Origin of the sequence: Halobacteriovorax sp. RZ-2 (assembly GCF_043196685.1) — a bacterium.
GTDB lineage: Bacteria > Bdellovibrionota > Bacteriovoracia > Bacteriovoracales > Bacteriovoracaceae > Halobacteriovorax_A.
On record NZ_JBEBMR010000002.1, the window covers coordinates 350,042 to 373,162 of the forward strand.

The window sequence follows — 23,121 nt, forward strand, 5'->3', positions numbered from 1 at the left end:
GAGAATGTTATGAATTCTAAAAAATCACTATTAATGGGTGCTGCAGTTGCAGGTCTAATGATCTCTTGTACGGGAACAGAAACTAAGATGCCTGAAACTTCAGCGAATGAAGTAATGTGTTACGGAGTAAACTCTTGTAAAGGTCAAGGGGCATGTCACGGTAAGGTTGATGCTTGTAACGGTAAGAACGGATGCCAAGCAGAGCTTAAGTGTGGTGGACAAAACTCTTGTAAAGGTAAAGGCTTAATTAAGCTTTCAAAAGAAGACTGTGAAGCTAAAGGCGGAAAAGTCGCTAAAAGGTAAGAAATGCAAAAATACGGTGTTGGATTAAGACATACTCATTTTCCATATTTAGAAAATGAGCACTCAAAATCTCAAGAAGGTGTTGAGTGGTTTGAGGCACTTCTCGAAAATTATATGGGAACTTTTGGACGGCCATATAAAATGCTCGAGAAGATTAGGGCCGATTATCCAATAGCGTTTCATGGAGTTTCTCTATCGATTGCATCTAGCGAAGACTTAAATTTTGACTATATGAAAAAGGCAAAAGAGTTATATGATAACTTCGATCCTTTCGTGACAAGTGATCATATGTGTTGGACAGGGCATGCCCATTCAAACCTACACAATCTTTTGCCTTTTGCGTATACCGAAGAAAATCTCGATTCAATTACAGAGAAAGTCATGAGGGTGCAAGATTTCTATGGTAGGGAGATGACCTTTGAGAACCTCTCTGCTTATTTCACCCTGAAAAACTCCACAATGACTGAGGCCCAATTTCTAAATGAATTGGCCAACAAGAGTGGTTGTAAAATTCTTTTAGACTTTAATAATGTCTATGTGAATGCAGTTAACCAAAACTTTGATGCCAGTGAGTTCTTTGAAACAATTGACTCTAAGAACGTTTCTCAAATTCATTTGGCCGGCTACTCTGACCTTGGAACGCATCTCTTTGATACCCACTCTCATCCTGTTCACGCCGAGGTATGGCAATTGTTTAAAAAATATTGTCATAAATTTGATGTTCCAATTCTTCTCGAATGGGATGAAGACATTCCTGAGTTTCCTGTCTTAGAAGCTGAAGTCTTAAAGGCAAAGGAGATATTTAAAGGAGCTCAATTATGAATCATCATGAGTTTCAAAATAAATTTTTAAAGGGTGTCCTTACTAAGGATATCTCAAAAGATATTATGACTGAGATGATTCCCATTGGAGAATTATCAAATGAGCAAGTGCTGGAAGTTTATCAAAACGATTATCGTGCACGCTTGCAAGAAGTAATTGGTGATAATTATGAGACTTGTTGGTTTGTTTTAGGAGACGAAGACTTTCTGGATATCTCACTTTCTTATGTTGAATCTAGGCCTTCAGAGTTTACTAATCTTCTTCATTACGGTGATGACTTTCCTGATTTCATTGCCTCTCGTGTAAAAGAGTTTTCTTTCATTAAAGACCTTGCAGAATTTGAAAAAACGTTTTGGCACTTATTTCATCAAAAAGATAATCTAAAATCCTTTAATCCTCAAGAGCTAGGAGAGGGAGTCTTTGAAACCCCTTTAAAGCTGAGAGACACCTTCTCTCTTTTTTCATGTGATATTCAGTTATCCGAGCTTTGGCAGATGCGAAAAGGGGATAGTAGTAAGACCTTTAATGACATTCAAGGCAATGAGTTAACAATTCTTTATAAGAGAGAAGAGAAGATGCAAATTCAGGTCATCTCAGAGGGAATTTTTGAACTCATCTCTAACCTAAGAAATCACGAAACAATTCTTTCTGCTGTGGAAGATATTCAGGAAGAGAAGTTAAGTGATCCAAATCTGTGGTCAGTTTTCTTCAATCTTCTTGGTTATATTGCTGAGATCAAAAGCAAATAGATCCTTTGCAATTTTTAGACAATCTTCAGTCACAGGAGATTCAATAACGATATCTTCTTGAGTGATAGGGTGCTTAAAGCACAATTTATATGAATGAAGAAAGATGCGATAGAATTTATAATCTTTTCTAAAAAGGTTGTTAATTGAAGAGTGTCCATACTTAGTATCACCAACTAAATTATGCATTCGTCGTGAGAAATGCTTTCTTATTTGATGCTGTCGGCCTGTGAAGATTTCAATATCAACGAGACTATACTCTTCATTCGTTGAGATTCTTTTAAACGCTGTCTTAGCGTCTTGAATACCCTTATCCGTTTTAATTGGAAAATCGTATACACCTTCTTTCTCTGCAATCCCCTTAACCATGGCAACATAGTGTTTAGAGACATTGTCACTATTCCACTGCTCTTTCATAAGTCTTGTTGCTTCTTTTGATTTTGCAAAAAGGACAACTCCTGAAACGGGCTTATCAAGCCTGTGAATCGGAAAGAGGTATAGGTCTGTTTGCTTCTTGAGAGATCTAAGTAGACTTCTACGATCAGAGCTTCTTTCTTTAAAAGGGTGGACTAAAAGATCACTAGGCTTAGTGGCCGCAATATAGTGATCATCTTCAAATAGGACTTGGATTTTGTTCTTCACTTCTAATTTATAACAGATTAAGCGGAGATAAGTATATGAAATTTTAGGATAACTTACTCTTTTACTAAGGTACTTTGTGTAAGTTACCGATATGTGAGACGTGGGAATATTAAGAGAGAAACTATATTTTATTTTATTCATATGCATGGGAGTCTCGCTTTCTGTTGGGGCATCTGAGTCAGGAGTCCTTTATCGCAATGGAGAGACTTCAATCACCTATGATCGAAGTAAAGATCAATTTATCTTTCGAGATGGAAAGTCGGTTTCAGAGTATTCTAGATTTCGCTACAACGATTTAATTCTTGAAAAATTTAATCGCATTCCTGTTGAGGATCACGGAGAAATTGAAAGGCGCTTAAAATTAGTAAAGCAAACGTACCATCTTTCGGCCCCTGCTCCTGAAGAGATTCTTCAAGAGAGTTTAGCTGTTGCTGCTAAAATTAATGAAGCAGATAATTACGGATGCGGTGATTCTCGAATAAATATTGGAGATGATAAAGTCGCTTTTACTGCAGAGATCGAAATTGAAAAACTTGATGTAAAAAAAGAAGGCTTCTTTGGTCTAGGAGAGCTTGAAGGTGCTGAATTTGAAGTTAATACATCTAACGATAACCCATTACACGGTGGTCTTATGGCCCTTGGTGTTACTAATTTTAACGAACGTGATGGTATTGAAGGGGATGATCGAGGACTAACTTTTGGGGCCAAACTTTCTGCTAAGTTAAAATTTGAAAATGGTGAAGTCCTATTAAGCTATAATTCGAGGGCCTATACAAAGCTTGTTGAAAAATCATGTGGAATGGTTGAAATACGTGGGCGTTTATACGAAAGATTTTGCTACCAAAATGATGATGGAAGTTGGAATCAAGAAGGTATTAATCGAGACGATATCGATATTAGTGTTTACCGAAAATTAGGTGATGATAAGAAATCTTTTGTCCAACTTGGTGCAGGGCTAACGATTCTAGATGATAATGGCCTTGCTATGAATACTCAAAGGGCCTGGCATAAGATGTCTAAAGGTGCTGGTACAGTTCAGTATAAGAATTATGGCCATATGGAGCAAGTCATCTCACCTAAGGCCACTTTTAAGGTTGGAAAGATCTATGACTATAAAAATGATGAAGGAACTATTTCAACAACTTCTCAGTTATATACTGGTGGCCAACTCTCTCATATAAGTGGAAATGAGAATTATATTGGAGTGGGAGGCGAATTTAAGGTTAAGTTTGAACCACAAGATAGCAATGGGAAATTTCCAGCTGTCGAGACACGCTTCTATTATGATGGGCAATATACTCAAGAGGGTGAGATGAACCACTATTACGGTGTTGAGGCCAAGACAAATGTTTACACAACGAAGAAGTCAGTTGTCTATATTAAAGCGGGGATGGGGATTGAAGATGATCACTATACTCGTGAATATGAAAAATATGGAAAGTCTTTTCTTAATCCAAACTTAGATATTCAACATTACTTAGGTATTGGTATCGAAAAAAGGTTCTAAGCGTAAGCAAAGAACCTTTTCGACTATAGAAATTAGATCTTATTTTTCTTGATAGATATGAACATCTCTTTGAGGGAAAGGAATTGAAATTCCTTCTTTATCAAATTCTAATTTTACATTCTCTTGCATATCAAACATTACTTGCCAGTAATCAGCTGACTTAACCCATGGCCTTACAGCAAAGTTAACAGAGCTATCTGCAAGGGCGGAAACAGCAACAACTGTTTCAGGCTCGTTAAGAATTAAAGGGTGCTCTTTTGTAAGTCTCATGAGAACTTCCTTGGCCTTCTTAATATCATCGCCATAGCCAATTCCAAAAATCATATCAACTCTTCTGATACTTTCAGCTGAATAGTTAACAATACTTCCCGATGAAAGAGAACCATTTGGTAGAACAACCGTCTTATTATCTGCCGTATTTAAGATTGTGCAAAAAAGACCAATCTCTTTTACTTTCCCAATAAAACCTTGTGCTTCAATAACATTTCCAACTCTAAATGGTTTGAAGAAAAGGATAAGGACACCACCTGCAAGATTCCCAAGAGCTCCTTGAAGTGACATACCAAATGCCAGACCGGCGGCACCAAGCATAGCAACAAAACTAGTCGTCTTAATTCCTACCATTCCAATGATAGTAATAAATAACCCTATCTTAAGGGCAATACTTACAATTGAAGTAATGAATCCTCTTAGAGAGAGTTCAACTTCTTTCTTTTGAAGTGCTTTATCAACAAGTCTATCAATGAAATTGATAACTTTAAGTCCGATAATTAGGACAACAATTACTTTAATAAATTGAATCCCATAATCTGCAGCAATATTCGTTAGTTTTTCAACATTGGCTTCGTTTAATAATTCTTTCATTTATTCTCCTAAAAATTCGCCAGAAGACTAATTGTTGTTTTGTAATCGTGTTGATCTCTTCCTTCAACTGGTTGATTCTCATATTCCCAAAGGACACCAGCTTTAAGAGAGAATGTGCTATTAATTAGCATACGAATTGAAGGCTCCATATTAATAATATAGTTTTCACTATGCTGTACACTTGGAATATATTCGAGCCAGTAGCGAGCTGTTACACCTTTTCTTAGCTCTTTACTCACTTCGTAGTATAGACGCAGTTTTTGCTCATGATTATCAGGCTCATTTTGAACGAAGTTTTCTCTCGTATAACGATAACCAAGCTCAGCTAGCATTTTGAATTTATCTTCATCAATAAACTTATACTTAAAACCGACGTCGATATTATTTCTTGCCCAGAAACCTTTAAATCGATCTGATTCAAATAGGTCGGCAGCAAAGATATCAACTTTCTTTGAAAGGACATGGTCGAAACGAAGTAGGGCACTCCAATTCTCATCATCAACTTCATCATCTGATTCACCGTAAGAATAAGTCCCATTGAAAGTAAGAGTATTCGTTTCCCACTTATATGAGTTGCGGGAAGCAAAGTCATAGGTCTTTTTGTTAGTATTTCCACCAGAAGCAATGAATGTTACTTCATCTTCCGATTTAAACTGAGCATGGGCAAATTGGCCAAATAAGATGGCCATAACTAAAATTTTTTTCATAACAAGATTCCTTTATAAAAAACTATTTTATGTTCATCATTTATATTTACGTTCCTAAATTGTGTCTATTTATCTTAACTATGATTAACTTTTTTGTACAATCGATCCTTTAGCTAAAAATGCCAACTATCATTGGTTTGAGATAACACTTATTTGGAATCATTAATTATTGGGCCACTCATTACAGAGACTTAGAAACTGATAAAAAAACTAGATTAAAAATAGTCTGTTTATCGGCAAAATGGGGCAATTGTTTGTGCGAAGTGTTTTTCTCAATTAAAATTACTTAATTGAGAAATTGGAGCTATTAATGGAGTTAATCGAACCATTCTTGAATGCTTTACTTGAAGTATTCAAAAAACAACTAAATATTCCACTGCTGGCAGGTGAGGTTCATCCTAATTACGAATTTAAAGATACCGTTGATATCGTAGGGCTAATAGGAATAAGTAGTGAGAAGATCAATGGGGAACTTGCTCTTTGTTTTAATAAAGCTAGTTTTCTAACAATTTACAACACAATGTTCTCTGAGAATGAAAAAGAGCTTAATGCAGAAATTTCTGATTCCGCTGCTGAGTTTGTAAATATGGTGCTTGGTCAAGCAAAGGCCGAAATTAATAAGATTACAGGGCTGACTGTTGAGAGAGCAACTCCTGAAGTTTTTGTAGGAGATGGTGTAAAGAATGATCGCATCACCGGGCCAAGAACAGTAACAATTCCTTTTGAACTTCCAGTAGGGATGGATAAGCAAGTATTTTATATGAGCTTAACAATAGACGAGTAGTAAATGCATAAAAAAATATTTCTAATTTCTTTTCTATCTATTTTTCTTTTTATTTCATGTAACAAAAAGTCCTCTCCAAAAGCTGAGCTTAAATATTGGAATGACACTGCTGTAACAAAAAAGATTAAGACTTATTTAAAAGATATCTCGGACGAGAAGTCTAAAAACTTTATTCCTAAGAGTGAGAGAATAGCAGTCTTTGATAATGATGGAACACTTTGGGGGGAGTACCCAATGTATGTTCAGTTTATAGCGCTGTTGGACTTCTATAAGGATATCATTGTTGGGAAGTATAATAGAAGCAATACTCTAGTCGACGAGGTGGTGGAGCAATTTCCAAATGTAAAAGATAAGGGAAAGCTTTATCAGGCCCTGCTTGATATGCAGGCCGGAGTTACTAATGATGAATATATGGAGTATATGGCCAAGTGGCTTGCAACTAAAAAGCATCCGAAGCTAAAGAAGAAGTACACGCAACTCGTTTATGCTCCAAGCGTTGAGCTGATGAGAACACTAGAAGCATTTGATTTTAAGGTTTTTATTGTCACGGGTGGGGGAACTCACTTTGTTAGGGCCTTAAATAATATAGTCTATGATCTCCCTTCGTATCAGATAATTGGGACAAGATTTGGAAAGAAATTTTCTGAAAATGGTAAAGTTGAATTTCAAAATCAGGCCAAGCTTGCTTTCTTAAATGACAAAGAAAATAAACCTGTGGGGATTTTAGAACATATTGGAAAGGTTCCAGTTTTTGTTTTAGGAAATTCAGATGGTGACTTCGCAATGGGGAAGTATGCAAGTTTAAATTCAAAGTTTAAGTCATTTGTTGGAATTATTCATCACGATGATAGCGCACGTGAGTTTGCATACGATAGAGACTCCCATGTTGGAAAATTAGATAAAGTTCTAAGTGAAGGGGATAAGTACTTCATAAACTTAATCAGTATGAAAAAAGATTTTAAACAGATCTATTTTTCTGAATCAGATAAAGTCCATCACGAATAGGGAGCATGGTCTTATAAAGGTCATCTCTCGATTCAATATAGTTATTAAAGTCTACAAGAGCGTTCGTCGTCTTATCTTCTGGATCGATGGTCTCACTAGCAACTTTACCGTTCCAAAGCACGTTATCGACTACGATCATGCCATTTTCACTCAGTAGCTCAAGAGAGAGCTCAAGGTAGTTCTTATAACTTCCTTTGTCTGCATCGATAAAGACGAGATCAAATTTTTGACCAGCTAAATCTTTTAAAACTAGATTTGCATCTCCGAATCGGGCCTCTATTTTATTTCCTACTTCGCTACGGTCCCAATAGGATTTTGCAAAAGTATTAATCTTTTTATTCTTATCAATTGTGATAACTTTTCCATCACTCGGAATATTCTCGGCCATGGCCAAAGCAGAGTAGCCAGTGAAAGTTCCAATCTCTAAAATATTCTTGTAATTATTTGAACGAATAAAGAAGCCTAAAAGAGAGGCCACTAGCTCGCCAGAGATCATGCGCCCAAGAGGGTGATTATCTTTTGTATAATCGCCCAGCTCAACGCAAAGATCACTTGGGATATTTGATTTATTTAAACAATATTTTTCAATTTCTTTTAAATTTTCCACTGAAACTCGATTAGTTTATTTCCGCTTACTTCATCACAAACGCTTGTTAATTCTTTTGTTAAGAATAGCATAGAAATATAGGCATTGTATTTAATGATATATTTAAAACCTGGAGAAATGTAGCGGTCTAGCTCTTCTTTAAGTTCCATACAATTTGGAGAGTCGGTCATATATGATGTTTCAAAATCAAGTCTCTTAAAACCCTTTTGTCTTGAGAAGTCAGCGCTATAGAAACATTGCCCATCATTAGATTGAACATCAAGAATAATTCTTCTTGTCGAGTCAGAGATCCCTAACTTTGTAAAAGAGACATCAAGGGCCGCAATCTCATTTGGTGCAGCTACTTTATCGCGAAAGCTCTTACAGGCAAAAGTCGTAAAATCAGTCACAAACTTCATATCTGTTGCACTAGGTGTAAGTTCGTTGGCGTAAGTTGTTGATATCATGAGAATAACTAGAAGGAGTTTTTTCATCTTTTCGATCCTTTAATATTTGTTTGATGGTTGAAATATTAATTTATTTATTCATACTCCCGTCCGGCTAAAGAGTAAAGTTAGTATGAAATTTTGATTGATACTCTCTAAAAAAAACTTAATAACCTGATGTTTTTACTTAAGTTTTGGTAGTTCTTGCCGATAAGCCCAGTCCTATGGAGCAGTTCTTAAATAATTTCCTATTAGGAGCATCAATCTTACTTCTTTTAAGCATTGTGCTCAGCAAGTCTTCAAGCCGCTTTGGTCTGCCGGTTCTTGTGCTATTTCTCTTCATAGGGATGATGGCCGGCTCAGATGGAATTGGTGGAATTAACTTTAGTAATTACGAGTTAACTCACTCTTTAAGCTTAGTTGCTCTATGCCTAATTATTTTCAATGGGGGATTTGAAACTCCATTTAGCAAAGTAAAAAAAGACTTTGGAAGAGGAGTTGTTCTTTCTTCTATCGGAGTTATGCTCACGACTTTCTTAGTTGGTGGCTTCACTCATCTTGTAACAGACTTAGGTTTACTTGAATCTCTCCTCATCGGTGCCATTCTTTCGGCAACTGATGCTGCTGCTGTCTTTTCTGCATTTAAGGATCCAACGGCACAAGTTGGTGATGTTAAAAATATTCTTCGTTTTGAATCGGGAAGTAATGATCCCATGGCCTATTTTCTTGTCTCTGTCATTATTGGCTTCATTGAGCAAGGAATGGGAGATGCCCAAACGACGGCTATCATGTTTATCTCAAATCCTATTATTGGTTTAATTGGTGGTTGGGTAACTGCTCGCTCATTCATCTTAATCAATAACGTGGTAAAACTAGACTTTAATGGACTCTATCCACCACTTACAATGGCCATGTTATTTCTTGGTTATTCTTTAACAACAAAGCTTGGCGGAAATGGTTTCTTAGCAGTTTATGTTTTTGGGATGATGATTGGAAATCGAAAGATTCTACACAAGAACTTACTTTCATTATTCTTTGATGGAGTAACTTGGCTTTCGCAAATTGGTCTCTTCATTATGTTAGGACTACTCGTCTTTCCAAGTCGGCTTCTGACAGTTGCTCCGGCAGGACTTTTCATTGCTTGTTTCTTAACATTTGCAGCAAGACCAATAACTGTTTTCCTATGTTTAATTAAGAGTCGTTTCAACTTAAATGAAAAACTCTTTGTTTCATGGGCCGGACTAAAGGGGGCAACACCAATTGTTTTTGCAAGTTTTGCAGCAACTCACATTGGAGAAAAAGCCCACGTCTTATTCGATATTGTGTTCTTTGTTGTGATTGTTTCAGCTCTTATGCAGGGATCATCTCTAAAGTTTGTTGCAAGGAAATTAGGACTTGTTGTTGAGCAAGAAGATGAAGCAAATTTTCCTGTTGATATGGAACTACTTGAACAAACAAAACACGGTATTGTTCAATTAGAGATCAGACAAACTGATTATGCTGTTGAACATCGAGTTGTCGATTTAAGACTTCCTCCTGGAGCAATCGTACTTTTTATTAAAAGGCATGGTGCGTTCATTATTCCGGATGGTGCAACTGTTTTTGAAAAAGGGGATAAAATTCTTTTAGTGACTAAACTAAAAGAAGATCTAGAAGCCGCTCAGGAGTGTTTCGTAAAAAAAAAGATTGAAGAATTAGATGAAGAGGATGATGATACACAAGAGTTACATGCGGCCTAAAATTAGTTAGGTCACTAACTAAAGGATATTTGTGGGAGTTCATGACCTTACACAAGGATCTGTCATCAAGTCTTTGTTTAAATTATCAATACCGATCGTCATGGCCAATTTCCTACAAACGGCCTATCAGTTAACGGATACTTTTTGGGTAGGGCGCTTAGGGACAAATGCTATCGCATCCCTTTCCCTTTCATTTCCTGTAATCTTTCTTTTAATCTCTATGGGAGCAGGCTTTGCTGTTTCAGGAACAATCTTAGTTTCTCAATATACAGGTCAAAAAAATACAAAGATGGTTTCTAAGGTATGTCTTCATACTTTATTTATTATTCTCATTACATCAGCAATCTTAGCTGGTATTGCTTATGCCGTTATTCCTTATGTCATTCGTGCAATGACTCCGACCGTTGAGATTCAAAATATTACGATTTCTTATTTGAGGATTTCATTTATAGGTCTGATATTTAGCTACCTCTATATGATGTTCCAATCTCTGTACCGAGGAGTCGGAGATGTTAAGACACCTTTTTATATTGTTCTCTTCTCTGTGGTCTTAAACTTTATTATCGATCCCATCTTAATTATGGGATATGGCCCAATTAAGGCATATGGAGTTGATGGTGCTGCGTACGCAACGATTTGTACTCAAGGACTATCTGCAGTTATTGGACTCTACTTACTTGCAAAAGGTAAGGGTGGAATAAAAATAGATTTCACAAAGATCTCTTTTGATTTCTCTTTGGCCAAAAAAATTATTCACCTTGGCTTTCCTGCTTCGACGGAACAATCCTCTCGAGCAATGGCCATGATGGTGATGACATTTCTCATTGCGACCTTCGGTGACATCGCACTAGCTGCTTACGGGATTGGAATTCGAGTACTAACATTAATGATTATCCCAAGCTTAGGGTTTGCGATGGCAACATCAACTTTGGTTGGTCAAAATATTGGTGCGGGAAAAATTGAAAGAACCAAAGAAGTTACGAGTAAGGCCCTATGGGTAATCTTTATTGCTCTCTCAATTGCTGGAGTTGGCTTTTTTATTTTCGCTGAGCAAACTTTACAAATCTTTGTTCCAAATGAAATTGCTGTCATTAACGAAGGGGCAAACTTCATTAGAATTATCGCTCTAACATTTGGACTTATTGGGGTTCAACAAGTTGCCTCAGGTGCCATGAGAGGTGGGGGAAGTCCAATGATCTCCATGATGGTGGCCATTGTTTCTTTATGGGTCATTCGTTTTCCAATTGCATATGTTCTTTCAAAACATACACCTCTTGGTCAAACTGGAATCTATCTTTCATTTGTCGTGGGGAATATTCTTGGGGCCTCAATTGCTATTTTCATCATCAAGCAGAATCGATGGATTAAGAATCTAACAGATCCAATTACTGAAGAAGAGCGTAAAGTCATTGAAGAGACTATTGTTGAAGACGGTGTAATCTCTTGATTTTATTGAGTTATAAAGAATTATTGTTAAGATAATAACCTAGTTTCCCGATAAGGTATTGAGAGATATCTTTGAGAGGGGGAGACGTGAGAAAGGTTTACTTGATGCTTTGTGTACTGGTGCTACATACATACGCAAATGCCGTTGTTGTTAATACCTATGAAAACATGTCTAACTCAAATTATGTCGATGACGTCGAAAATCAAATTGATAATGTCGTAAATGAAGCAATTGAAGATATGGAAATGGACCCTGTTTCTACTCCTGAAAGTGCAGTTACCTGCGATCCCAATACAGCAATAGATAACCATGCTCCAGAGGCCAAAAGAGCTCTAGAAGAAGGTCTCGCCTTAGCTGAAGCTGCTGCAAGAGGTGAGGATTGCCAATTCTATGAAAGATTTCTCGATCAGGGTGTTCCTATAGAGGCCCTAAAGCAGTCACTCCTTTATTATAAGGAGAATAAGAGTAAGTTTAAAAATAAGAATTATATTACAATTGCAGACTACTCTCAGAACTCTAAACATAAACGATTCTTCTTATTGGATATGAAAACTGGTGAGGTTAAGAATTATAAAGTGTCTCATGGTAGCGGAAAGGTTAGAGGTGTCACTTACGCTGATGCGACAATCACTGATAGTGGTAGAGTGACTAGGGCATCAAATCATGTTGGAAGACTCGTTCGCTGTCGTGTGCCTGCAAGGGCGAAGCCTAAGCATGATCAGTGGGCAATGACGAGACCTGGCTTTTTTAAGACTGGTGAATTTTATATGTCTAGTAGTCATGATGAAAGAGTGAAAGGGCAAAGAGGTTGGCCAACATTTAGAGCTTCAGGAAGAAATTATAATGGAATGCGCCTCGATGGCCTCTCAAAAGGTGTTAATGATAAGGCCCGTTCGCAAGGTGTTGTTATGCACGAGGCTTATTATAACCGCGGTAATATCATGGGAAGAAGTTTTGGTTGTCCTGCATTCGTACCAGGTGAAGGGCGAGAGATTATGGAAAAAATCAATAACGGCTCCCTCTATTATTCATATGTTCCTAATGAAGGATGCCGTAGTGATTATAATAAGGCCCTTAAGGATGTTAAGGGCTGGGAAAGAATGTGTACTGGACGCAATTAGCCCTTATTTACATCAAGCTGATTTGAAAACTCAATTGTTCGAATCGGAAATGGAATTGTAATTCCATTATTATCATAATATTTTTTAATGTTCATAACGGCCTCATGGCGTGCCTTATAAAATGCGACTCCTGCTCTATAGTCAATCCATACTCTGGCCGTCAGATTGATTGAGCTTGCACCAAATTCTTCAAAGAAAACTTCGACAGGAACATTTTCAAGCCTTCCATTAATGGCCTCAAGTGCTTCTCTTGTTACCTTTTCAACTTTTTCAAGATCATCGTGGTACGAAACACCAACGGAAATATCCACACGACGTCGTGGCGTACTTGTGTAGTTAATAAAAGGCTTTGTAAACATATCTTTGTTTGGAATAAAAACTTCAAGTCCTTGGTAAGTCGTGATTCCCGTTGTTCTTAATTCGATATTTGTTACCTGACCGACAATCTTATCAATTTCGATAATATCACCAATTTGATATGGCTCACGAAAAGCAATTAGAACACCTGAAACAAAGTTTGCTGCAATTTCTTGGAAGGCAAAACCTAGTGCTAAACCGATTACCCCGGCCCCAGCTAGAATTGATGTAACAGTTTTCTCAAGACCTATAATTTCTAAGGCCGTAAAAATACCAACAACAATGACAATGACATTTGTCGTTGTCCCTAGAATTTCATTAACAGACTTCTTGTAGGAAACTTTTTGTAGAACTTTCTTAACTAAGTTACGTAGAGTTTTACCAAGGTAGAAGAAAACAAATAGGGCAACGATTGCAACGATTAAGTTTGGGATATTTTTAATAAATGCTTCGTACCAAAAAGTTAGTTTTCCTGAAATTAGTGTAAAGACTCGATTAATATCAAACAATGTAAACTCCATCTTAAATTATTTCTTTAAATTTTATCGCATTTAAAAGAAATAAAAAAGGAGCTTATTTGATAGAGATCTTAGCAAGTCTTTCTTTGTAAAGATTTGAAATTACCTTAGGTACTTTAAATGGGATTGTTTCGATGATAAGTTTCTTAAAGAACTCGAGATAACTCGCTCTGCGATACCAAGTTAAGCTAGAGAGATTTTTAGTCATCGGAGAATAACCTTCATTGATGAGTTCTTGAATGCACTTGGAATTATCGAGGCGATTATACTTACTTAAGTCGAGTGAGAGAATAATATCTGCATCTTCAATTTGCTCTCGTGTCCTAAGGTCAATGGCAATATCCATGGCATTACTAATGATAGCGAAAGTATCATCAGGTTCTTGATACTTTTGTACTCCATTTAAGTCGACTGCAACGATAATTCCGGCGCCCATATCTTCAAGTGGGGAGACGGGAACATTTTCTGTTATACCTCCATCAACGAGAGTTCTGCCATTGATTACCTGAGGAACAAATGCACCAGGTACACAGACAGAGGCACAAACTGCATCGGCCAAATTTCCTTTGTAGAAAACGACTTGTTCACCAGTTGAAATATCAGTCGTACAAATGGCCAGAGGAATTCTTGCATCTTCGATATTTACATCACCAAGATCTTTGATGAGCATTTCTCGTATGGACTTCGTACTAAAAAAACCTTTCTTAGGAATTGTTAAGCTTATTGTGTCTTTATAATTTAGTTTCTTTGCTAAGGATAGAAAGTCGTCGTAATTCTTACCAAAGGCATAGTAAGAAGCAACAATAGCGCCAACGCTTGTTCCTGATAAATAGGAAATTGGAATTCTTTGTTCTTCAAATGCTTTTAAGACGCCAATGTGTGCGATACCTTTTGCGGCACCTCCACCAAGAGCAAGACCAATTTTAGTATTTAGAAAGTTCCATCTCATAGTCTAATCTTATCGGAATATGAGGGACATCTCCACATAAAATTGAAATTCCCTCTTCTTGAAGGGAAGCGGCCTTTTTATCGAGAGAGTGAGAATACTTAAGGGCAAAGATATTTCTTCTTAGATATTTGTTTAGTAAATTCTTGGGAGACTTTAGTCCTAAGCTGCTGGCATGTTCAATATAGTATGGGGTTAAAAATGCGCTACGGCCTAGGGATTCAAGAACATGTCTTACCATGCAATTATACTGACTATATTTCTTCTCGTTTGAAACTTCCTCTTCGATAAACTCAACGATACCAAGATAGTCTTCAGTCTTAAGTCGTTTAGAAATCTCTGAACGAAGTCCCTTAATATCAACTGAATCAATATCTTGATATTTATAATTAGGGATAGAAAAGTCTCTTGGTATATTTGGGGCCTTGCTCATTTCAATAAAGTCGAGGCATAGGATTGGGATACCGGCACGACGATACTTTTCTAAACTTGGTTTTAATAGCTTTGCGTAGATAAGAGATATTTTTTCTGCGAAGATCAGGCTATTTGAAATTTTTTTACTCTTAGTATTTGTATGATCTGAGTAAATTTCTCGACGGTTTCGATTGCTTGAGATTGCGGCGTCAAGGTGCTCTTTAAAGCACTCCATGGCCATTGACTCTTGGGCCAATAGTATTAAGAAGGCGAGAATGAAGGGAAGCGTTCTCATGCTCAATTACTATCATTTGGCCTCGTTTGAGTAAAGAGAGTGTAGAAGTTTTTCAGGGAGCAACGAGTCGAGACATTAATAGTGAAGTTGTTATAATTACACAGTGAAATCAGGAGCTTACCATGCAATATATCAAGCAAGAAGAATGCTATTTAATCAAATTATATAAAGACGAAGATCTTTTTACGTCCCTAGAAGAGTTTGCGGCAGCGGAAAAGCTTGGCGCTGGTATGCTAAAAGGTATAGGGGCCTTGAAAGACGTTGAGCTTGGTTTCTACCACCTTGATACGAAAACATATGATCGCAAAGAATTTAAGGGTGACTTTGAGCTTCTAAGTCTTGATGGAAATCTTTCCCATTTAGATGGAAAACCATTTTTTCATATTCATACTGTTTTAGGTGATGAGGATTTTTCTTGTAAAGGTGGACACCTATTTCGCGCTACAGTTGCAGTGACAACTGAAATCTACTTCTTTCCAATTGTTCAAAAGATTGAAAGAAAGATGGATGAAGAAATTGGCCTAAACTTATTATCACTACCACAAGCATTTTCTCGTTGTGGAATTAAAGGATAGAATATGAAATTTAATCGCCCGTTTTTTATTAAGATTCACCTCTACTTATCAGCTCTCGCTTCGCCATTACTTTTAATGATGGCCTTTACTGGTGTTTCTTACTTACTAGGTTTTAAAGGAAGTGAAGTTGTTGAACCTGTGAAAGTCGTCCAACTTTCAAAGGCGCAATTAACAAAAGAAAATATTTCAGTTGAGTTAAATGAAATCGATGAAGGTTACGATTTTGCCTATGTTAAAACAGTCGGGGATGGAGCAATTACTAGACCAACAACTCGTGATTACTATAAGTTTCAAGTAAAAGAAGATGGAACTCATATCTCTTACGTGAAGCCAAACCTTCTAAAAAGATTGATTGAACTTCATAAAGGTCATGGACCGCAGTTTCTAAGGTATGTTGAAAAGATTGTCGGAATTTTCTTACTGCTAATCATTTTAAGTGGGCTATATCTAGCTTATACAATGAAGAAGGAAAGAAAGATCGTAGGAATCTTATTCCTAATTGGCCTAAGTATTTACCTCTTTATGTAGGAGTTACTTTAGCCACCTTGTGAAGCGCTCGTGATTGCTTAATCTCTTATTTTCTTTTTGGATTTTAAGCTTCACGCGCTCTTCTAAGCTCAACTGATCATAGATTGGAATATCTATTGTCTTCGTTTCCTCTCCAAACTCTAATGTTTCTAAATCAATATACATAAGCTTACTTTTAGTAATAAAAAAGTAATTGAGTTGCCACTCAAAATGATAACCATATGGGGACGTCAGTTCATTTAAGCGAATTTGAATTTCTGTGACTTTCTTTGCTAGGTCTTCATCAACCTTTTCTTCGACGAGCCTTGCGAGTTTTCCATTTGGTATGTCATAGAGAATAAGAGAGTCTGTTTCTTTGATGAGTGTTGGAAGCTCCGGATACTCATCTGTAAATCTTCTCATTAAAGGAAGAGCTTCAGGTTCAATTTCATTTTTTAAAAGCACCATAAAGTTCTCTTTTTCATACTTCATGAAAAAGAAGAATTTACTTCTCTTGTCGATATAGAGAGTTATGCCATCAAGGCCTAACTCTGATTTTATGAGCTCTTTAGTATTCAAACCTGTATTCAAACCACGACCTCTCTTTAATAGAGATTATATCATAGTTTAAATTCTAGTGGGCCTTCTTGCTCTTTCGAGTTGAGAGGCCAAGTAGTGAATATCCTGGGCATATACCGAGGATTCCTGTTATTAATGGAACGACTCCAATAAGACCCCAATAGGTTTTAGGACCTATTACAACTAAAGAAATAAGGACCATTCCTACAATAATTCGAATAATACGATCTGCATTGCCTTCATTCATTTTCATAAATCTCTCCTTTCTAATTCAGCATTATCTTGGCCATAAAATCTGAACATAGTATGGAGTGTTGTTAGAAAATCTTAACAATTAGGCCCTCAGCCATCCTGTTAGTGAAAGCCTCGCTTTATATGCAGGAAGAACTTCATGAGGAAGGTCTTCAGATAGAAAGATAAGAAGTCTTCCAAGCATAGGCTTAATACGAGTTACTTCCTCATCTTGTCTTTCATGATGATAGATAACAACCTCTCCACCATCAGCTTCACTCATGTCACTTAAGTACAGAATCACACTTAGGCGTCTAAGGCCTCTTCCTCGGTGCTGATCGACATGCTTGCGATAGAAAGCTCCTTCGTCATAGCAGGCAAAGTGTCCTTCGTAAGATCGAATTCCTAGGTAGAAAATAGGGTTGAGTTGATCCTTGAGATTATCAAGAAATTTTAAATATTGTTGAAGGGCCAGCGGGTGCTCGGCCATATCTCCTTCAATCCACGAAGTGAGATCCCCACGGATTCTTTCGTCAAGTCGCTTTGTTAGTTGTCGTCCTACCTTAGCTTCCTGAAAGTCTCCGATATGAAAACGCGTCTGGGCCTCGTCCTTTAGGGCACGTGCTAATTCGTTTGAAATAAGCGTATCGCTCACATAGTATCGCTTCTCGGTTAAGGATTCGATCAGCGCATCAAGCTCTTGCATTTAAATGTTCTCACTAGGCCTAGGGCCTCAAAGGGTGGCAGGAAGGATTGGCCACCAAAATAATGGATGAGATGATTTAATCTTAAAGGCTACCTAAGTCAATCGAATTGTTATAACATGAATAGAAATAGGATGAATTATGATCAAAGCACTTTCTCACTTAGTAATTACTTCTAAGAATGTTACGAATATTTCGAACTTTTTCACAGATGTCTTTGGTGTTAAGGCCCACTTTGCCAATGAAGACTTTGCAGATTTTGTCCTTCCTGACAAAAGTCGCGTGGCCTTCTTTCGTCCAGTGGGAAAGGCCTCTAAATTCTTTGAATTAGTAGATAATCCAGCTCAAGTCTCTTACGGAGTGACAGTTGAAAATGTGGATGATTTCTATAAGAAATTAATGGCCTTAAGTTCAGAGTATCAATTTGAGGTGAGTGGTGAACCAAAGGATCACCCATGGGGAGAGAAGAGCTTTCTTTTGATGGACCCAGACGGGAACCGTTGGGAGATAACGCAGTCACCCAGTGAAGATGGGCATCTTGTGAATATCTCATAATTAGATGAAATCTATATTTTTAATATAATTGATAACTGAACGGCTCCGCGGTAAATAAAGCCTGTGTTTATGTGGAGGTCGTTATGAAATCAGTTGTTGTTCTTTTATCAGTTATTCTTTTTAGCTCAGCTATGGCCTGTCCAGAGTTAAATAATGTTGATCTTGCTTCAAGTTATGATCGTGATGAATACACTGAGGTTTACTCTGAGCGCCTTCCTAAATTATCAAAAGAAGAATTTGCAAAGTACACTGGATTAGCTGATTTTGATTATGAGTACTGTACAGATGCCTTAGAGCTTAGAAGGCTTGAGGCGACACAAACTGGTACAGTCTATACAATCGTCGTTACTGTTGAAGATCATTGTGACGGTGGTAACTCTTATGGAAATATTCTCGATGAATCTGGGTCTAAGCTCCTAGGTAGCATCGGTGATTCGTATATTGCTTGTTTCTAATATAGAAACTATTCAACTTGCTTTGGGAATCTTTACCACAAAGCAAGTTGTTTTCTCACTTGTGTCTAGGAATAATTCCCCTTGATGCTTTTCTAGAATTCCTTTTGAAATCGATAGTCCTAATCCCGTTCCTTTTCCGACTTCTTTTGAAGTGTAGAAAGGTTCAAATATTTTTCGCTGAAGGTCCGTGCCAATTCCTAGGCCAGAGTCCTTCACGCTGACAAGAACAAAGTCTTCAACCTCTTTGACTGAAATATCGATCCAAGAAGATTCAGATGTCTCAATGGCATCATAAGAGTTATTTAAAAGATTGATAAAAACCTGAGAGATTTGAACTCTATCAGCATCAACTTCCACATTAAAGGCTTTATCCTCGAGATCAAACTTAAGCTCGATGCCATGGGCCCTAAATTTCTCGGCACAAATGGCCGTTGCATCAACAAGAATATCTTTAAGAGAGATGACTTCTCTTTTTATCTCAGCTGACTCACGTGAAACAACTTTTAGACTCGAGATGATACGAGTGATGCGATCAATTGTTTCAAGAATACGTTGAATGTGAATATCGTATTTCTCTTTATTTATTTCCCCAATATCTAGTAGGCGCTTAATTTGATAAATAGATCCGTAGATAACAGTTAGAGGGTTATTTATTTCGTGAGCAATCCCACCGGCCATCTCTCCAATTGCGCTTAAGCGTGAACTATAGATAAGGCTCTCTTTAGTGCTATTAAGCTTATCCATTGTTTCTTGTAAGGCAATCGACTTATTCACTTCACTTCGATAAGTGCGATCCACAAGACTAAGGAGTCTGTAGAAGAGTAGGCTTAACATAATCATAGTCAGAGAATGAATTATAATAAGGGAAGTTTCTGGCTCATCAAGAAGTAAGTAACTTGAAGTGATATAGCTAATAACAGCTAAGAGGGTGATAAGCCCACTATAGATATGCTTTCCAGTTACTTCAAAGAAGATATTATTGCTGGCAACAATCATAATGAGATAAAGGTACCAGAACGGTGAGAATGGCCCATCAACGATATAAACTGCAAAAGGGCAGAGGACACAGATTGCAAAAATTTGTCTGAAGACCTCAATATTTAGAGAGTTCTTAACTCGAATACTTATTTGAGAAATTGTGAGATTGAAAATAAGAAAAGCGAAGATTCCAAAGAAGCTATTTAGTCTTTGTGAGATTTGATACTCGTACACACCAACACAAATTGCAAAGAGCATTGTAAATGGACCAAGAGTGAAGTCCATAATCCTTAAGATATCTTTAATACTCTCTGTTGGCCTTTTGGGGTTTATTCTTAAATTCATTCTATTCCTATCGATGTGACATATATAGATTTACCGTATTAATAAACTGAGTTCAATAATATTTAGTTCAAATAGAAATTATAGAGTTGTCCGAGTATAATTATTTTCCTCGTGAAAATAATAAGTTAGCTAGAAAATATGTTAAAATCAGTTCATAAGTTTTTTGAATAAATGTGAGGAAAAATGGACTTAAATCAGCATAGTAAGCTACTTGTGCAGCAGGTAAGAGAAAATTGGGAGCTTTTGGGCTATGAGACAAGAAATAAGTATCAATTCTTGGATGAAGCACAGAATCCTATTGGCTATGCAGCAGAACAACAAAAAGGCTTTCTTGGCTTTATTATGCGCCAGTTCCTAGGGCACTGGAGGACATTTGATCTTCACTTCTTTGACCAAGCTCGCAATGAGTATATGATTGCTAAGCACCCATTTTGCTTCCTTTTTCAGCGCCTTGAAGTACTGGATTTAAATGGCCAAATGATTGGTTCACTTCAGCAAAGATTTTCTTTAATAACAAAGAAATTTGATGTCTTAGATGCTCAAGGGAATATCATCATGGAGATGCGTTCACCAATTTGGAAGCCTTGGACTTATCCATTTTACTCCCGTGGCCAAGAGGTTGCACTCGTGTTGAAAAAGTTTTCTGGACTCTTTTCAGAAATGTTTACTGATCGCGACAACTTCGCCATCGATTTAAAAAGTCAGACACTAACGGAGCAGGAGAAGAAAATTATTCTCGCGACTTCGATTTTCATTGATCTCGTTTATTTTGAAAGAAAAGCAAAATAAAGAGAGTTCTTGTAAGAAAGAAATTGTTTACGGATAAAGTTGATAATTCTATTTTGTGAATATGAATTGTCGACTTTGCCGTTATGCAATCTCTATTTCTATCCTTTGGTGGCGCTAGTGCGCCTTTCACACATTATTAGTTAATAATAAATTTCGATCTATTTTATATAAAATTTAAGAGGTAATCATGAAGAAGATTATTTTATGCTTTGTTATATTAGGACAAAGTGCTTTTGCAAATACGAATTATATTGGCCGCTATGAACTTGAAGTAAATATTGGCGGTAAATTTTTTAAAGATTATTTTACAGTATCAAATATCTCAGCATCCAAGAAAGTGACAGGTATCTTTGAAGTACCAAGAGTTTTTCAATCATCATTTACTGGTCAATTAAATGATCGCTTTGTATCTGGTGATTTTATCGCAAAGGAGAGAGGCAAAGAGTTTAAAGTTGAACTACTGGCCGAGCTTCTTGATCAGTGTCAAATAAAGGGAACTCTACTTCAAGATAAAATTGTCTTTGCTAACTTTGTTGGAAGAAAGGACTCGTGCCATGAATGAGTTTATTCAACAAATACACTCTCATCGTTCAATTAGAAAATTTTCAGATAAGGATATTTCACAAAGTGATTTGGAACTCATTCTAAGTGCCGCGGCAAGTGCATCAAGCTCTGGAAATATGCAATCCTTCTCAGTTGTTGTGACAAGAGATAGAGCAATGAAAGAGAAGATGTACCAGGCCCACTTTGAACAAAGTATGCTAATGGATGCTCCCATCTTTTTAACATTCTGTGCTGACTTCTATCGTATGAGAAGGTGGCTTACATTAAGTGAAGCAGCTAACAATTTTGATAATTATATGAGTTTTATGATTGCTTCAATTGATGCCATTCTCGCTAGTCAGAATGCAGCGTTAGCCGCTGAAAGTCTAGGGATGGGACTTTGTTACATGGGGACAACATTGGCCAGTGCTGGCGAAATTGGTGAGATCTTAGAGTTACCTGAGAATGTCGTTCCTGTCGTAGGCTTTGCTCTAGGCTATCCAGACGAGGCACCTGACTTAAGAAAGAGGCTTCCACTTGAGTCCCTAATTCACTATGAGAAATATCATAAATACTCAGATGAAGAGGTGCTAGAGATATATCGAGAAAGAGAGGTCGAGGGGATGAAGCGTTATCGTGATAACCCGCGATTACATCAAATGATTAAAGACGTCGGAGCAAAGAATTTGGCCCAAGTCTATACGCAAGCGAAATATACAGAAGAGTCTCATCTTAAATATAGTGAAGATTTAATTGCTTATCTTAAACGTCAAAATTTCTTTTGATATTGGCCACTAGGGTATGCGAGAATAAATAAAAAATGTGTACCCTAGGAGTTTTGCTTGAAAAAGATATATATCTTCACCATTGTCGTTATCTTTGTTTTATCTGCGATCCTTCTAAGAGTTTTCTATTTTAAAAATAATTATGAATTAATCTCTCCTAAAAAAGGCGATGTTGTGGAGGCCATTTATGGCCTAGGGCGAGTCGATACTGATAAAGAGTTTAATGTGAAAATTGGTGTCCTATCTCTAGTTGAGAAACTCTATGTTAAAGAAGGGCAAAAAGTTAAAGAAGGTGACCGCCTTGTTAGTTTCGATGGCCGTGTTCTTTTTAAAGCGCCTTTTGACGGCACAGTCACTCTTATAGCTAATAAAGAAAAAGAAGTTGTCCTACCACAAGTGACTGTTCTTAGAATGCAAAATCTTAATGAAAAATTTATTGAAGTTTCACTAGAGCAAGAAGCCGCACTAAGAGTTATCCCAAATCAAAAAACGCGAATCATTTTTGAAAGCCAGTCTCAAAAAAAATATGAAGGATATGTAAAAACGATTTATCCAAGAGAAGGTGAGTTCATCACCCGCATCGAAGTGAAAGGGCTTGAAAAAAGTATCCTTCCTGGCATGACTGCTGATGTGGTCATCGAGGTTGGAAAGAAAATGGGAGTACTTTTAATTCCTGTTAAGGCCATTAGTAATGGAAAAGTTCTTCGCATGCGAGATAAGAAGAGAGAAAAAGTCGAAGTCGTCACAGGAAATAATGATGGAATGTGGGTTGAGGTTGTCTCGGGAGATATTAAGCTTACAGACCTATTATTCATTAAGAGGTAGT

29 protein-coding genes are annotated in these 23,121 nt (G+C 37.0%); 17 read left to right on the top strand and 12 right to left on the bottom strand.

Annotated features, from left to right (window positions below; translation table 11 throughout):
* The first annotated feature begins 9 nt into the window (after positions 1-9).
* Genes ABMA78_RS07750 through ABMA78_RS07760 form a run of 3 tightly spaced genes read left to right on the top strand, consistent with a single transcriptional unit; the run spans position 10 to position 1,874 of the window.
* Positions 10-303, top strand: coding sequence for a hypothetical protein (locus tag ABMA78_RS07750; protein WP_392858657.1), 294 nt, complete (start codon positions 10-12; stop codon positions 301-303).
* Between the two features lie 3 nt (positions 304-306).
* Positions 307-1,125: a DUF692 domain-containing protein gene (locus ABMA78_RS07755; RefSeq protein ID WP_392858659.1), complete on the top strand. Its 819-nt coding sequence runs from the start codon at positions 307-309 to the stop codon at positions 1,123-1,125.
* A complete protein-coding gene (locus ABMA78_RS07760) occupies positions 1,122-1,874 on the top strand; it encodes a DNA-binding domain-containing protein (RefSeq protein ID WP_392858662.1) in 753 nt (250 codons plus the stop codon). The genes ABMA78_RS07755 and ABMA78_RS07760 overlap by 4 nt, the downstream gene beginning before the upstream one ends.
* Here the strand turns inward: ABMA78_RS07760 and ABMA78_RS07765 are convergent.
* A complete protein-coding gene (locus tag ABMA78_RS07765; protein ID WP_392858664.1) occupies positions 1,824-2,513 on the bottom strand; it encodes an RluA family pseudouridine synthase in 690 nt (229 codons plus the stop codon). The two genes, ABMA78_RS07760 and ABMA78_RS07765, sit on opposite strands and share 51 nt — an antisense overlap.
* Before the next feature lie 145 nt (positions 2,514-2,658).
* Between ABMA78_RS07765 and ABMA78_RS07770 the strand changes: the two genes are divergently transcribed.
* Complete coding sequence (locus ABMA78_RS07770) at positions 2,659-4,020, top strand: hypothetical protein (protein ID WP_392858666.1); 1,362 nt, start codon at positions 2,659-2,661, stop codon at positions 4,018-4,020.
* A gap of 39 nt (positions 4,021-4,059) precedes the next feature.
* Here ABMA78_RS07770 and ABMA78_RS07775 read toward each other — a convergent pair whose 3' ends face one another.
* Positions 4,060-4,884: a mechanosensitive ion channel family protein gene (locus tag ABMA78_RS07775; RefSeq protein WP_392858667.1), complete on the bottom strand. Its 825-nt coding sequence runs from the start codon at positions 4,882-4,884 to the stop codon at positions 4,060-4,062.
* Between the two features lie 8 nt (positions 4,885-4,892).
* Positions 4,893-5,591, bottom strand: coding sequence for a YdiY family protein (locus ABMA78_RS07780; protein WP_392858669.1), 699 nt, complete (start codon positions 5,589-5,591; stop codon positions 4,893-4,895).
* 310 nt (positions 5,592-5,901) lie between these two features.
* On the opposite strand from ABMA78_RS07780, the gene ABMA78_RS07785 reads away from it, so the two are divergent.
* Together ABMA78_RS07785 and ABMA78_RS07790 are read left to right on the top strand one after the other, a co-directional pair.
* Positions 5,902-6,375: a chemotaxis protein CheX gene (locus tag ABMA78_RS07785; protein ID WP_392858671.1), complete on the top strand. Its 474-nt coding sequence runs from the start codon at positions 5,902-5,904 to the stop codon at positions 6,373-6,375.
* A gap of 3 nt (positions 6,376-6,378) precedes the next feature.
* Positions 6,379-7,380 (top strand): HAD family hydrolase, encoded by a 1,002-nt coding sequence (locus ABMA78_RS07790; RefSeq protein ID WP_392858672.1) that lies wholly within the window; start codon positions 6,379-6,381, stop codon positions 7,378-7,380.
* On the opposite strand, the gene ABMA78_RS07795 is transcribed toward ABMA78_RS07790, so the two are convergent.
* Positions 7,334-7,987 carry an O-methyltransferase gene (locus ABMA78_RS07795; RefSeq protein WP_392858673.1) on the bottom strand — a complete coding sequence of 218 codons (654 nt, stop codon included), beginning with the start codon at positions 7,985-7,987 and terminating at the stop codon, positions 7,334-7,336. The two genes, ABMA78_RS07790 and ABMA78_RS07795, sit on opposite strands and share 47 nt — an antisense overlap.
* A complete protein-coding gene (locus tag ABMA78_RS07800) occupies positions 7,975-8,460 on the bottom strand; it encodes a hypothetical protein (protein ID WP_392858676.1) in 486 nt (161 codons plus the stop codon). Before ABMA78_RS07800 ends, ABMA78_RS07795 begins: the two co-directional genes overlap by 13 nt.
* 176 nt (positions 8,461-8,636) lie before the next feature.
* Here ABMA78_RS07800 and ABMA78_RS07805 point away from each other — a divergent pair, with 176 nt between their 5' ends.
* From ABMA78_RS07805 to ABMA78_RS07815, 3 genes are all read left to right on the top strand, one after another.
* Positions 8,637-10,151, top strand: a complete 1,515-nt coding sequence (locus tag ABMA78_RS07805; RefSeq protein ID WP_392858677.1) for a potassium/proton antiporter — start codon at positions 8,637-8,639, stop codon at positions 10,149-10,151.
* A 31-nt stretch (positions 10,152-10,182) separates the two neighbouring features.
* Positions 10,183-11,598: an MATE family efflux transporter gene (locus ABMA78_RS07810; protein ID WP_392858678.1), complete on the top strand. Its 1,416-nt coding sequence runs from the start codon at positions 10,183-10,185 to the stop codon at positions 11,596-11,598.
* An 86-nt stretch (positions 11,599-11,684) separates the two neighbouring features.
* Complete coding sequence (locus ABMA78_RS07815) at positions 11,685-12,719, top strand: murein L,D-transpeptidase catalytic domain-containing protein (protein WP_392858680.1); 1,035 nt, start codon at positions 11,685-11,687, stop codon at positions 12,717-12,719.
* Here ABMA78_RS07815 and ABMA78_RS07820 read toward each other — a convergent pair.
* The 3 genes from ABMA78_RS07820 to ABMA78_RS07830 form a co-directional block, all read right to left on the bottom strand.
* Positions 12,716-13,585 carry a mechanosensitive ion channel family protein gene (locus ABMA78_RS07820; protein ID WP_392858682.1) on the bottom strand — a complete coding sequence of 290 codons (870 nt, stop codon included), beginning with the start codon at positions 13,583-13,585 and terminating at the stop codon, positions 12,716-12,718. The genes ABMA78_RS07815 and ABMA78_RS07820 overlap by 4 nt on opposite strands.
* Positions 13,586-13,649: 64 nt before the next feature.
* The gene (locus ABMA78_RS07825; protein WP_392858684.1) at positions 13,650-14,543 is read right to left on the bottom strand and encodes a patatin-like phospholipase family protein; all 894 of its coding nucleotides are present in this window, start codon (positions 14,541-14,543) and stop codon (positions 13,650-13,652) included.
* The gene (locus ABMA78_RS07830; RefSeq protein WP_392858686.1) at positions 14,518-15,249 is read right to left on the bottom strand and encodes a hypothetical protein; all 732 of its coding nucleotides are present in this window, start codon (positions 15,247-15,249) and stop codon (positions 14,518-14,520) included. The genes ABMA78_RS07825 and ABMA78_RS07830 overlap by 26 nt, the downstream gene beginning before the upstream one ends.
* A 122-nt stretch (positions 15,250-15,371) precedes the next feature.
* Between ABMA78_RS07830 and ABMA78_RS07835 the strand changes: the two genes are divergently transcribed.
* Positions 15,372-15,824 (top strand): PPC domain-containing DNA-binding protein, encoded by a 453-nt coding sequence (locus ABMA78_RS07835; protein WP_392858687.1) that lies wholly within the window; start codon positions 15,372-15,374, stop codon positions 15,822-15,824.
* 3 nt (positions 15,825-15,827) lie between these two features.
* The gene (locus ABMA78_RS07840; RefSeq protein ID WP_392858688.1) at positions 15,828-16,352 is read left to right on the top strand and encodes a PepSY domain-containing protein; all 525 of its coding nucleotides are present in this window, start codon (positions 15,828-15,830) and stop codon (positions 16,350-16,352) included.
* Positions 16,353-16,355: 3 nt separating this feature from the next.
* Here ABMA78_RS07840 and ABMA78_RS07845 read toward each other — a convergent pair whose 3' ends face one another.
* The 3 genes from ABMA78_RS07845 to ABMA78_RS07855 all read right to left on the bottom strand — a co-directional run bounded on the left by ABMA78_RS07845 (position 16,356) and on the right by ABMA78_RS07855 (position 17,796).
* Complete coding sequence (locus ABMA78_RS07845) at positions 16,356-16,922, bottom strand: hypothetical protein (protein WP_392858691.1); 567 nt, start codon at positions 16,920-16,922, stop codon at positions 16,356-16,358.
* 43 nt (positions 16,923-16,965) lie between these two features.
* A complete protein-coding gene (locus ABMA78_RS07850; RefSeq protein WP_392858693.1) occupies positions 16,966-17,163 on the bottom strand; it encodes a DUF2892 domain-containing protein in 198 nt (65 codons plus the stop codon).
* 81 nt (positions 17,164-17,244) lie between these two features.
* Positions 17,245-17,796, bottom strand: coding sequence for a 2OG-Fe(II) oxygenase (locus ABMA78_RS07855; RefSeq protein ID WP_392858695.1), 552 nt, complete (start codon positions 17,794-17,796; stop codon positions 17,245-17,247).
* Positions 17,797-17,986: 190 nt separating this feature from the next.
* On the opposite strand from ABMA78_RS07855, the gene ABMA78_RS07860 reads away from it, so the two are divergent.
* A complete protein-coding gene (locus tag ABMA78_RS07860; RefSeq protein WP_392858697.1) occupies positions 17,987-18,400 on the top strand; it encodes a VOC family protein in 414 nt (137 codons plus the stop codon).
* Between the two features lie 83 nt (positions 18,401-18,483).
* Positions 18,484-18,855: a hypothetical protein gene (locus tag ABMA78_RS07865; RefSeq protein WP_392858700.1), complete on the top strand. Its 372-nt coding sequence runs from the start codon at positions 18,484-18,486 to the stop codon at positions 18,853-18,855.
* 12 nt (positions 18,856-18,867) lie between these two features.
* On the opposite strand, the gene ABMA78_RS07870 is transcribed toward ABMA78_RS07865, so the two are convergent.
* A complete protein-coding gene (locus ABMA78_RS07870) occupies positions 18,868-20,178 on the bottom strand; it encodes a sensor histidine kinase (RefSeq protein ID WP_392858703.1) in 1,311 nt (436 codons plus the stop codon).
* A 183-nt stretch (positions 20,179-20,361) separates the two neighbouring features.
* Between ABMA78_RS07870 and ABMA78_RS07875 the strand changes: the two genes are divergently transcribed.
* From ABMA78_RS07875 to ABMA78_RS07890, 4 genes are all read left to right on the top strand, one after another.
* On the top strand, positions 20,362-20,967 hold the full coding sequence (locus ABMA78_RS07875; RefSeq protein ID WP_392858705.1) for a phospholipid scramblase-related protein: 606 nt from the start codon (positions 20,362-20,364) through the stop codon (positions 20,965-20,967).
* A 187-nt stretch (positions 20,968-21,154) separates the two neighbouring features.
* Positions 21,155-21,529: a hypothetical protein gene (locus ABMA78_RS07880; protein ID WP_392858707.1), complete on the top strand. Its 375-nt coding sequence runs from the start codon at positions 21,155-21,157 to the stop codon at positions 21,527-21,529.
* A complete protein-coding gene (locus ABMA78_RS07885) occupies positions 21,522-22,295 on the top strand; it encodes a nitroreductase family protein (RefSeq protein ID WP_392858709.1) in 774 nt (257 codons plus the stop codon). Before ABMA78_RS07880 ends, ABMA78_RS07885 begins: the two co-directional genes overlap by 8 nt.
* A gap of 57 nt (positions 22,296-22,352) precedes the next feature.
* Positions 22,353-23,120 (top strand): efflux RND transporter periplasmic adaptor subunit, encoded by a 768-nt coding sequence (locus ABMA78_RS07890; protein WP_392858712.1) that lies wholly within the window; start codon positions 22,353-22,355, stop codon positions 23,118-23,120.
* Position 23,121 lies beyond the last annotated feature (1 nt).

What these genes read in the sequence shown, in the direction of transcription:
- ABMA78_RS07750 (WP_392858657.1), top strand. Translation starts at nt 10, where the DNA reads ATGAATTCTAAAAAATCACTATTAATGGGTGCTGCAGTTGCAGGTCTA.
- ABMA78_RS07755 (WP_392858659.1), top strand. Translation starts at nt 307, where the DNA reads ATGCAAAAATACGGTGTTGGATTAAGACATACTCATTTTCCATATTTA.
- ABMA78_RS07760 (WP_392858662.1), top strand. Translation starts at nt 1,122, where the DNA reads ATGAATCATCATGAGTTTCAAAATAAATTTTTAAAGGGTGTCCTTACT.
- ABMA78_RS07770 (WP_392858666.1), top strand. Translation starts at nt 2,659, where the DNA reads ATGGGAGTCTCGCTTTCTGTTGGGGCATCTGAGTCAGGAGTCCTTTAT.
- ABMA78_RS07775 (WP_392858667.1), bottom strand. Translation starts at nt 4,884, where the DNA reads ATGAAAGAATTATTAAACGAAGCCAATGTTGAAAAACTAACGAATATT.
- ABMA78_RS07780 (WP_392858669.1), bottom strand. Translation starts at nt 5,591, where the DNA reads ATGAAAAAAATTTTAGTTATGGCCATCTTATTTGGCCAATTTGCCCAT.
- ABMA78_RS07785 (WP_392858671.1), top strand. Translation starts at nt 5,902, where the DNA reads ATGGAGTTAATCGAACCATTCTTGAATGCTTTACTTGAAGTATTCAAA.
- ABMA78_RS07790 (WP_392858672.1), top strand. Translation starts at nt 6,379, where the DNA reads ATGCATAAAAAAATATTTCTAATTTCTTTTCTATCTATTTTTCTTTTT.
- ABMA78_RS07800 (WP_392858676.1), bottom strand. Translation starts at nt 8,460, where the DNA reads ATGAAAAAACTCCTTCTAGTTATTCTCATGATATCAACAACTTACGCC.
- ABMA78_RS07805 (WP_392858677.1), top strand. Translation starts at nt 8,637, where the DNA reads ATGGAGCAGTTCTTAAATAATTTCCTATTAGGAGCATCAATCTTACTT.
- ABMA78_RS07825 (WP_392858684.1), bottom strand. Translation starts at nt 14,543, where the DNA reads ATGAGATGGAACTTTCTAAATACTAAAATTGGTCTTGCTCTTGGTGGA.
- ABMA78_RS07830 (WP_392858686.1), bottom strand. Translation starts at nt 15,249, where the DNA reads ATGAGAACGCTTCCCTTCATTCTCGCCTTCTTAATACTATTGGCCCAA.
- ABMA78_RS07835 (WP_392858687.1), top strand. Translation starts at nt 15,372, where the DNA reads ATGCAATATATCAAGCAAGAAGAATGCTATTTAATCAAATTATATAAA.
- ABMA78_RS07840 (WP_392858688.1), top strand. Translation starts at nt 15,828, where the DNA reads ATGAAATTTAATCGCCCGTTTTTTATTAAGATTCACCTCTACTTATCA.
- ABMA78_RS07850 (WP_392858693.1), bottom strand. Translation starts at nt 17,163, where the DNA reads ATGAAAATGAATGAAGGCAATGCAGATCGTATTATTCGAATTATTGTA.
- ABMA78_RS07860 (WP_392858697.1), top strand. Translation starts at nt 17,987, where the DNA reads ATGATCAAAGCACTTTCTCACTTAGTAATTACTTCTAAGAATGTTACG.
- ABMA78_RS07865 (WP_392858700.1), top strand. Translation starts at nt 18,484, where the DNA reads ATGAAATCAGTTGTTGTTCTTTTATCAGTTATTCTTTTTAGCTCAGCT.
- ABMA78_RS07870 (WP_392858703.1), bottom strand. Translation starts at nt 20,178, where the DNA reads ATGAATTTAAGAATAAACCCCAAAAGGCCAACAGAGAGTATTAAAGAT.
- ABMA78_RS07875 (WP_392858705.1), top strand. Translation starts at nt 20,362, where the DNA reads ATGGACTTAAATCAGCATAGTAAGCTACTTGTGCAGCAGGTAAGAGAA.
- ABMA78_RS07880 (WP_392858707.1), top strand. Translation starts at nt 21,155, where the DNA reads ATGAAGAAGATTATTTTATGCTTTGTTATATTAGGACAAAGTGCTTTT.
- ABMA78_RS07885 (WP_392858709.1), top strand. Translation starts at nt 21,522, where the DNA reads ATGAATGAGTTTATTCAACAAATACACTCTCATCGTTCAATTAGAAAA.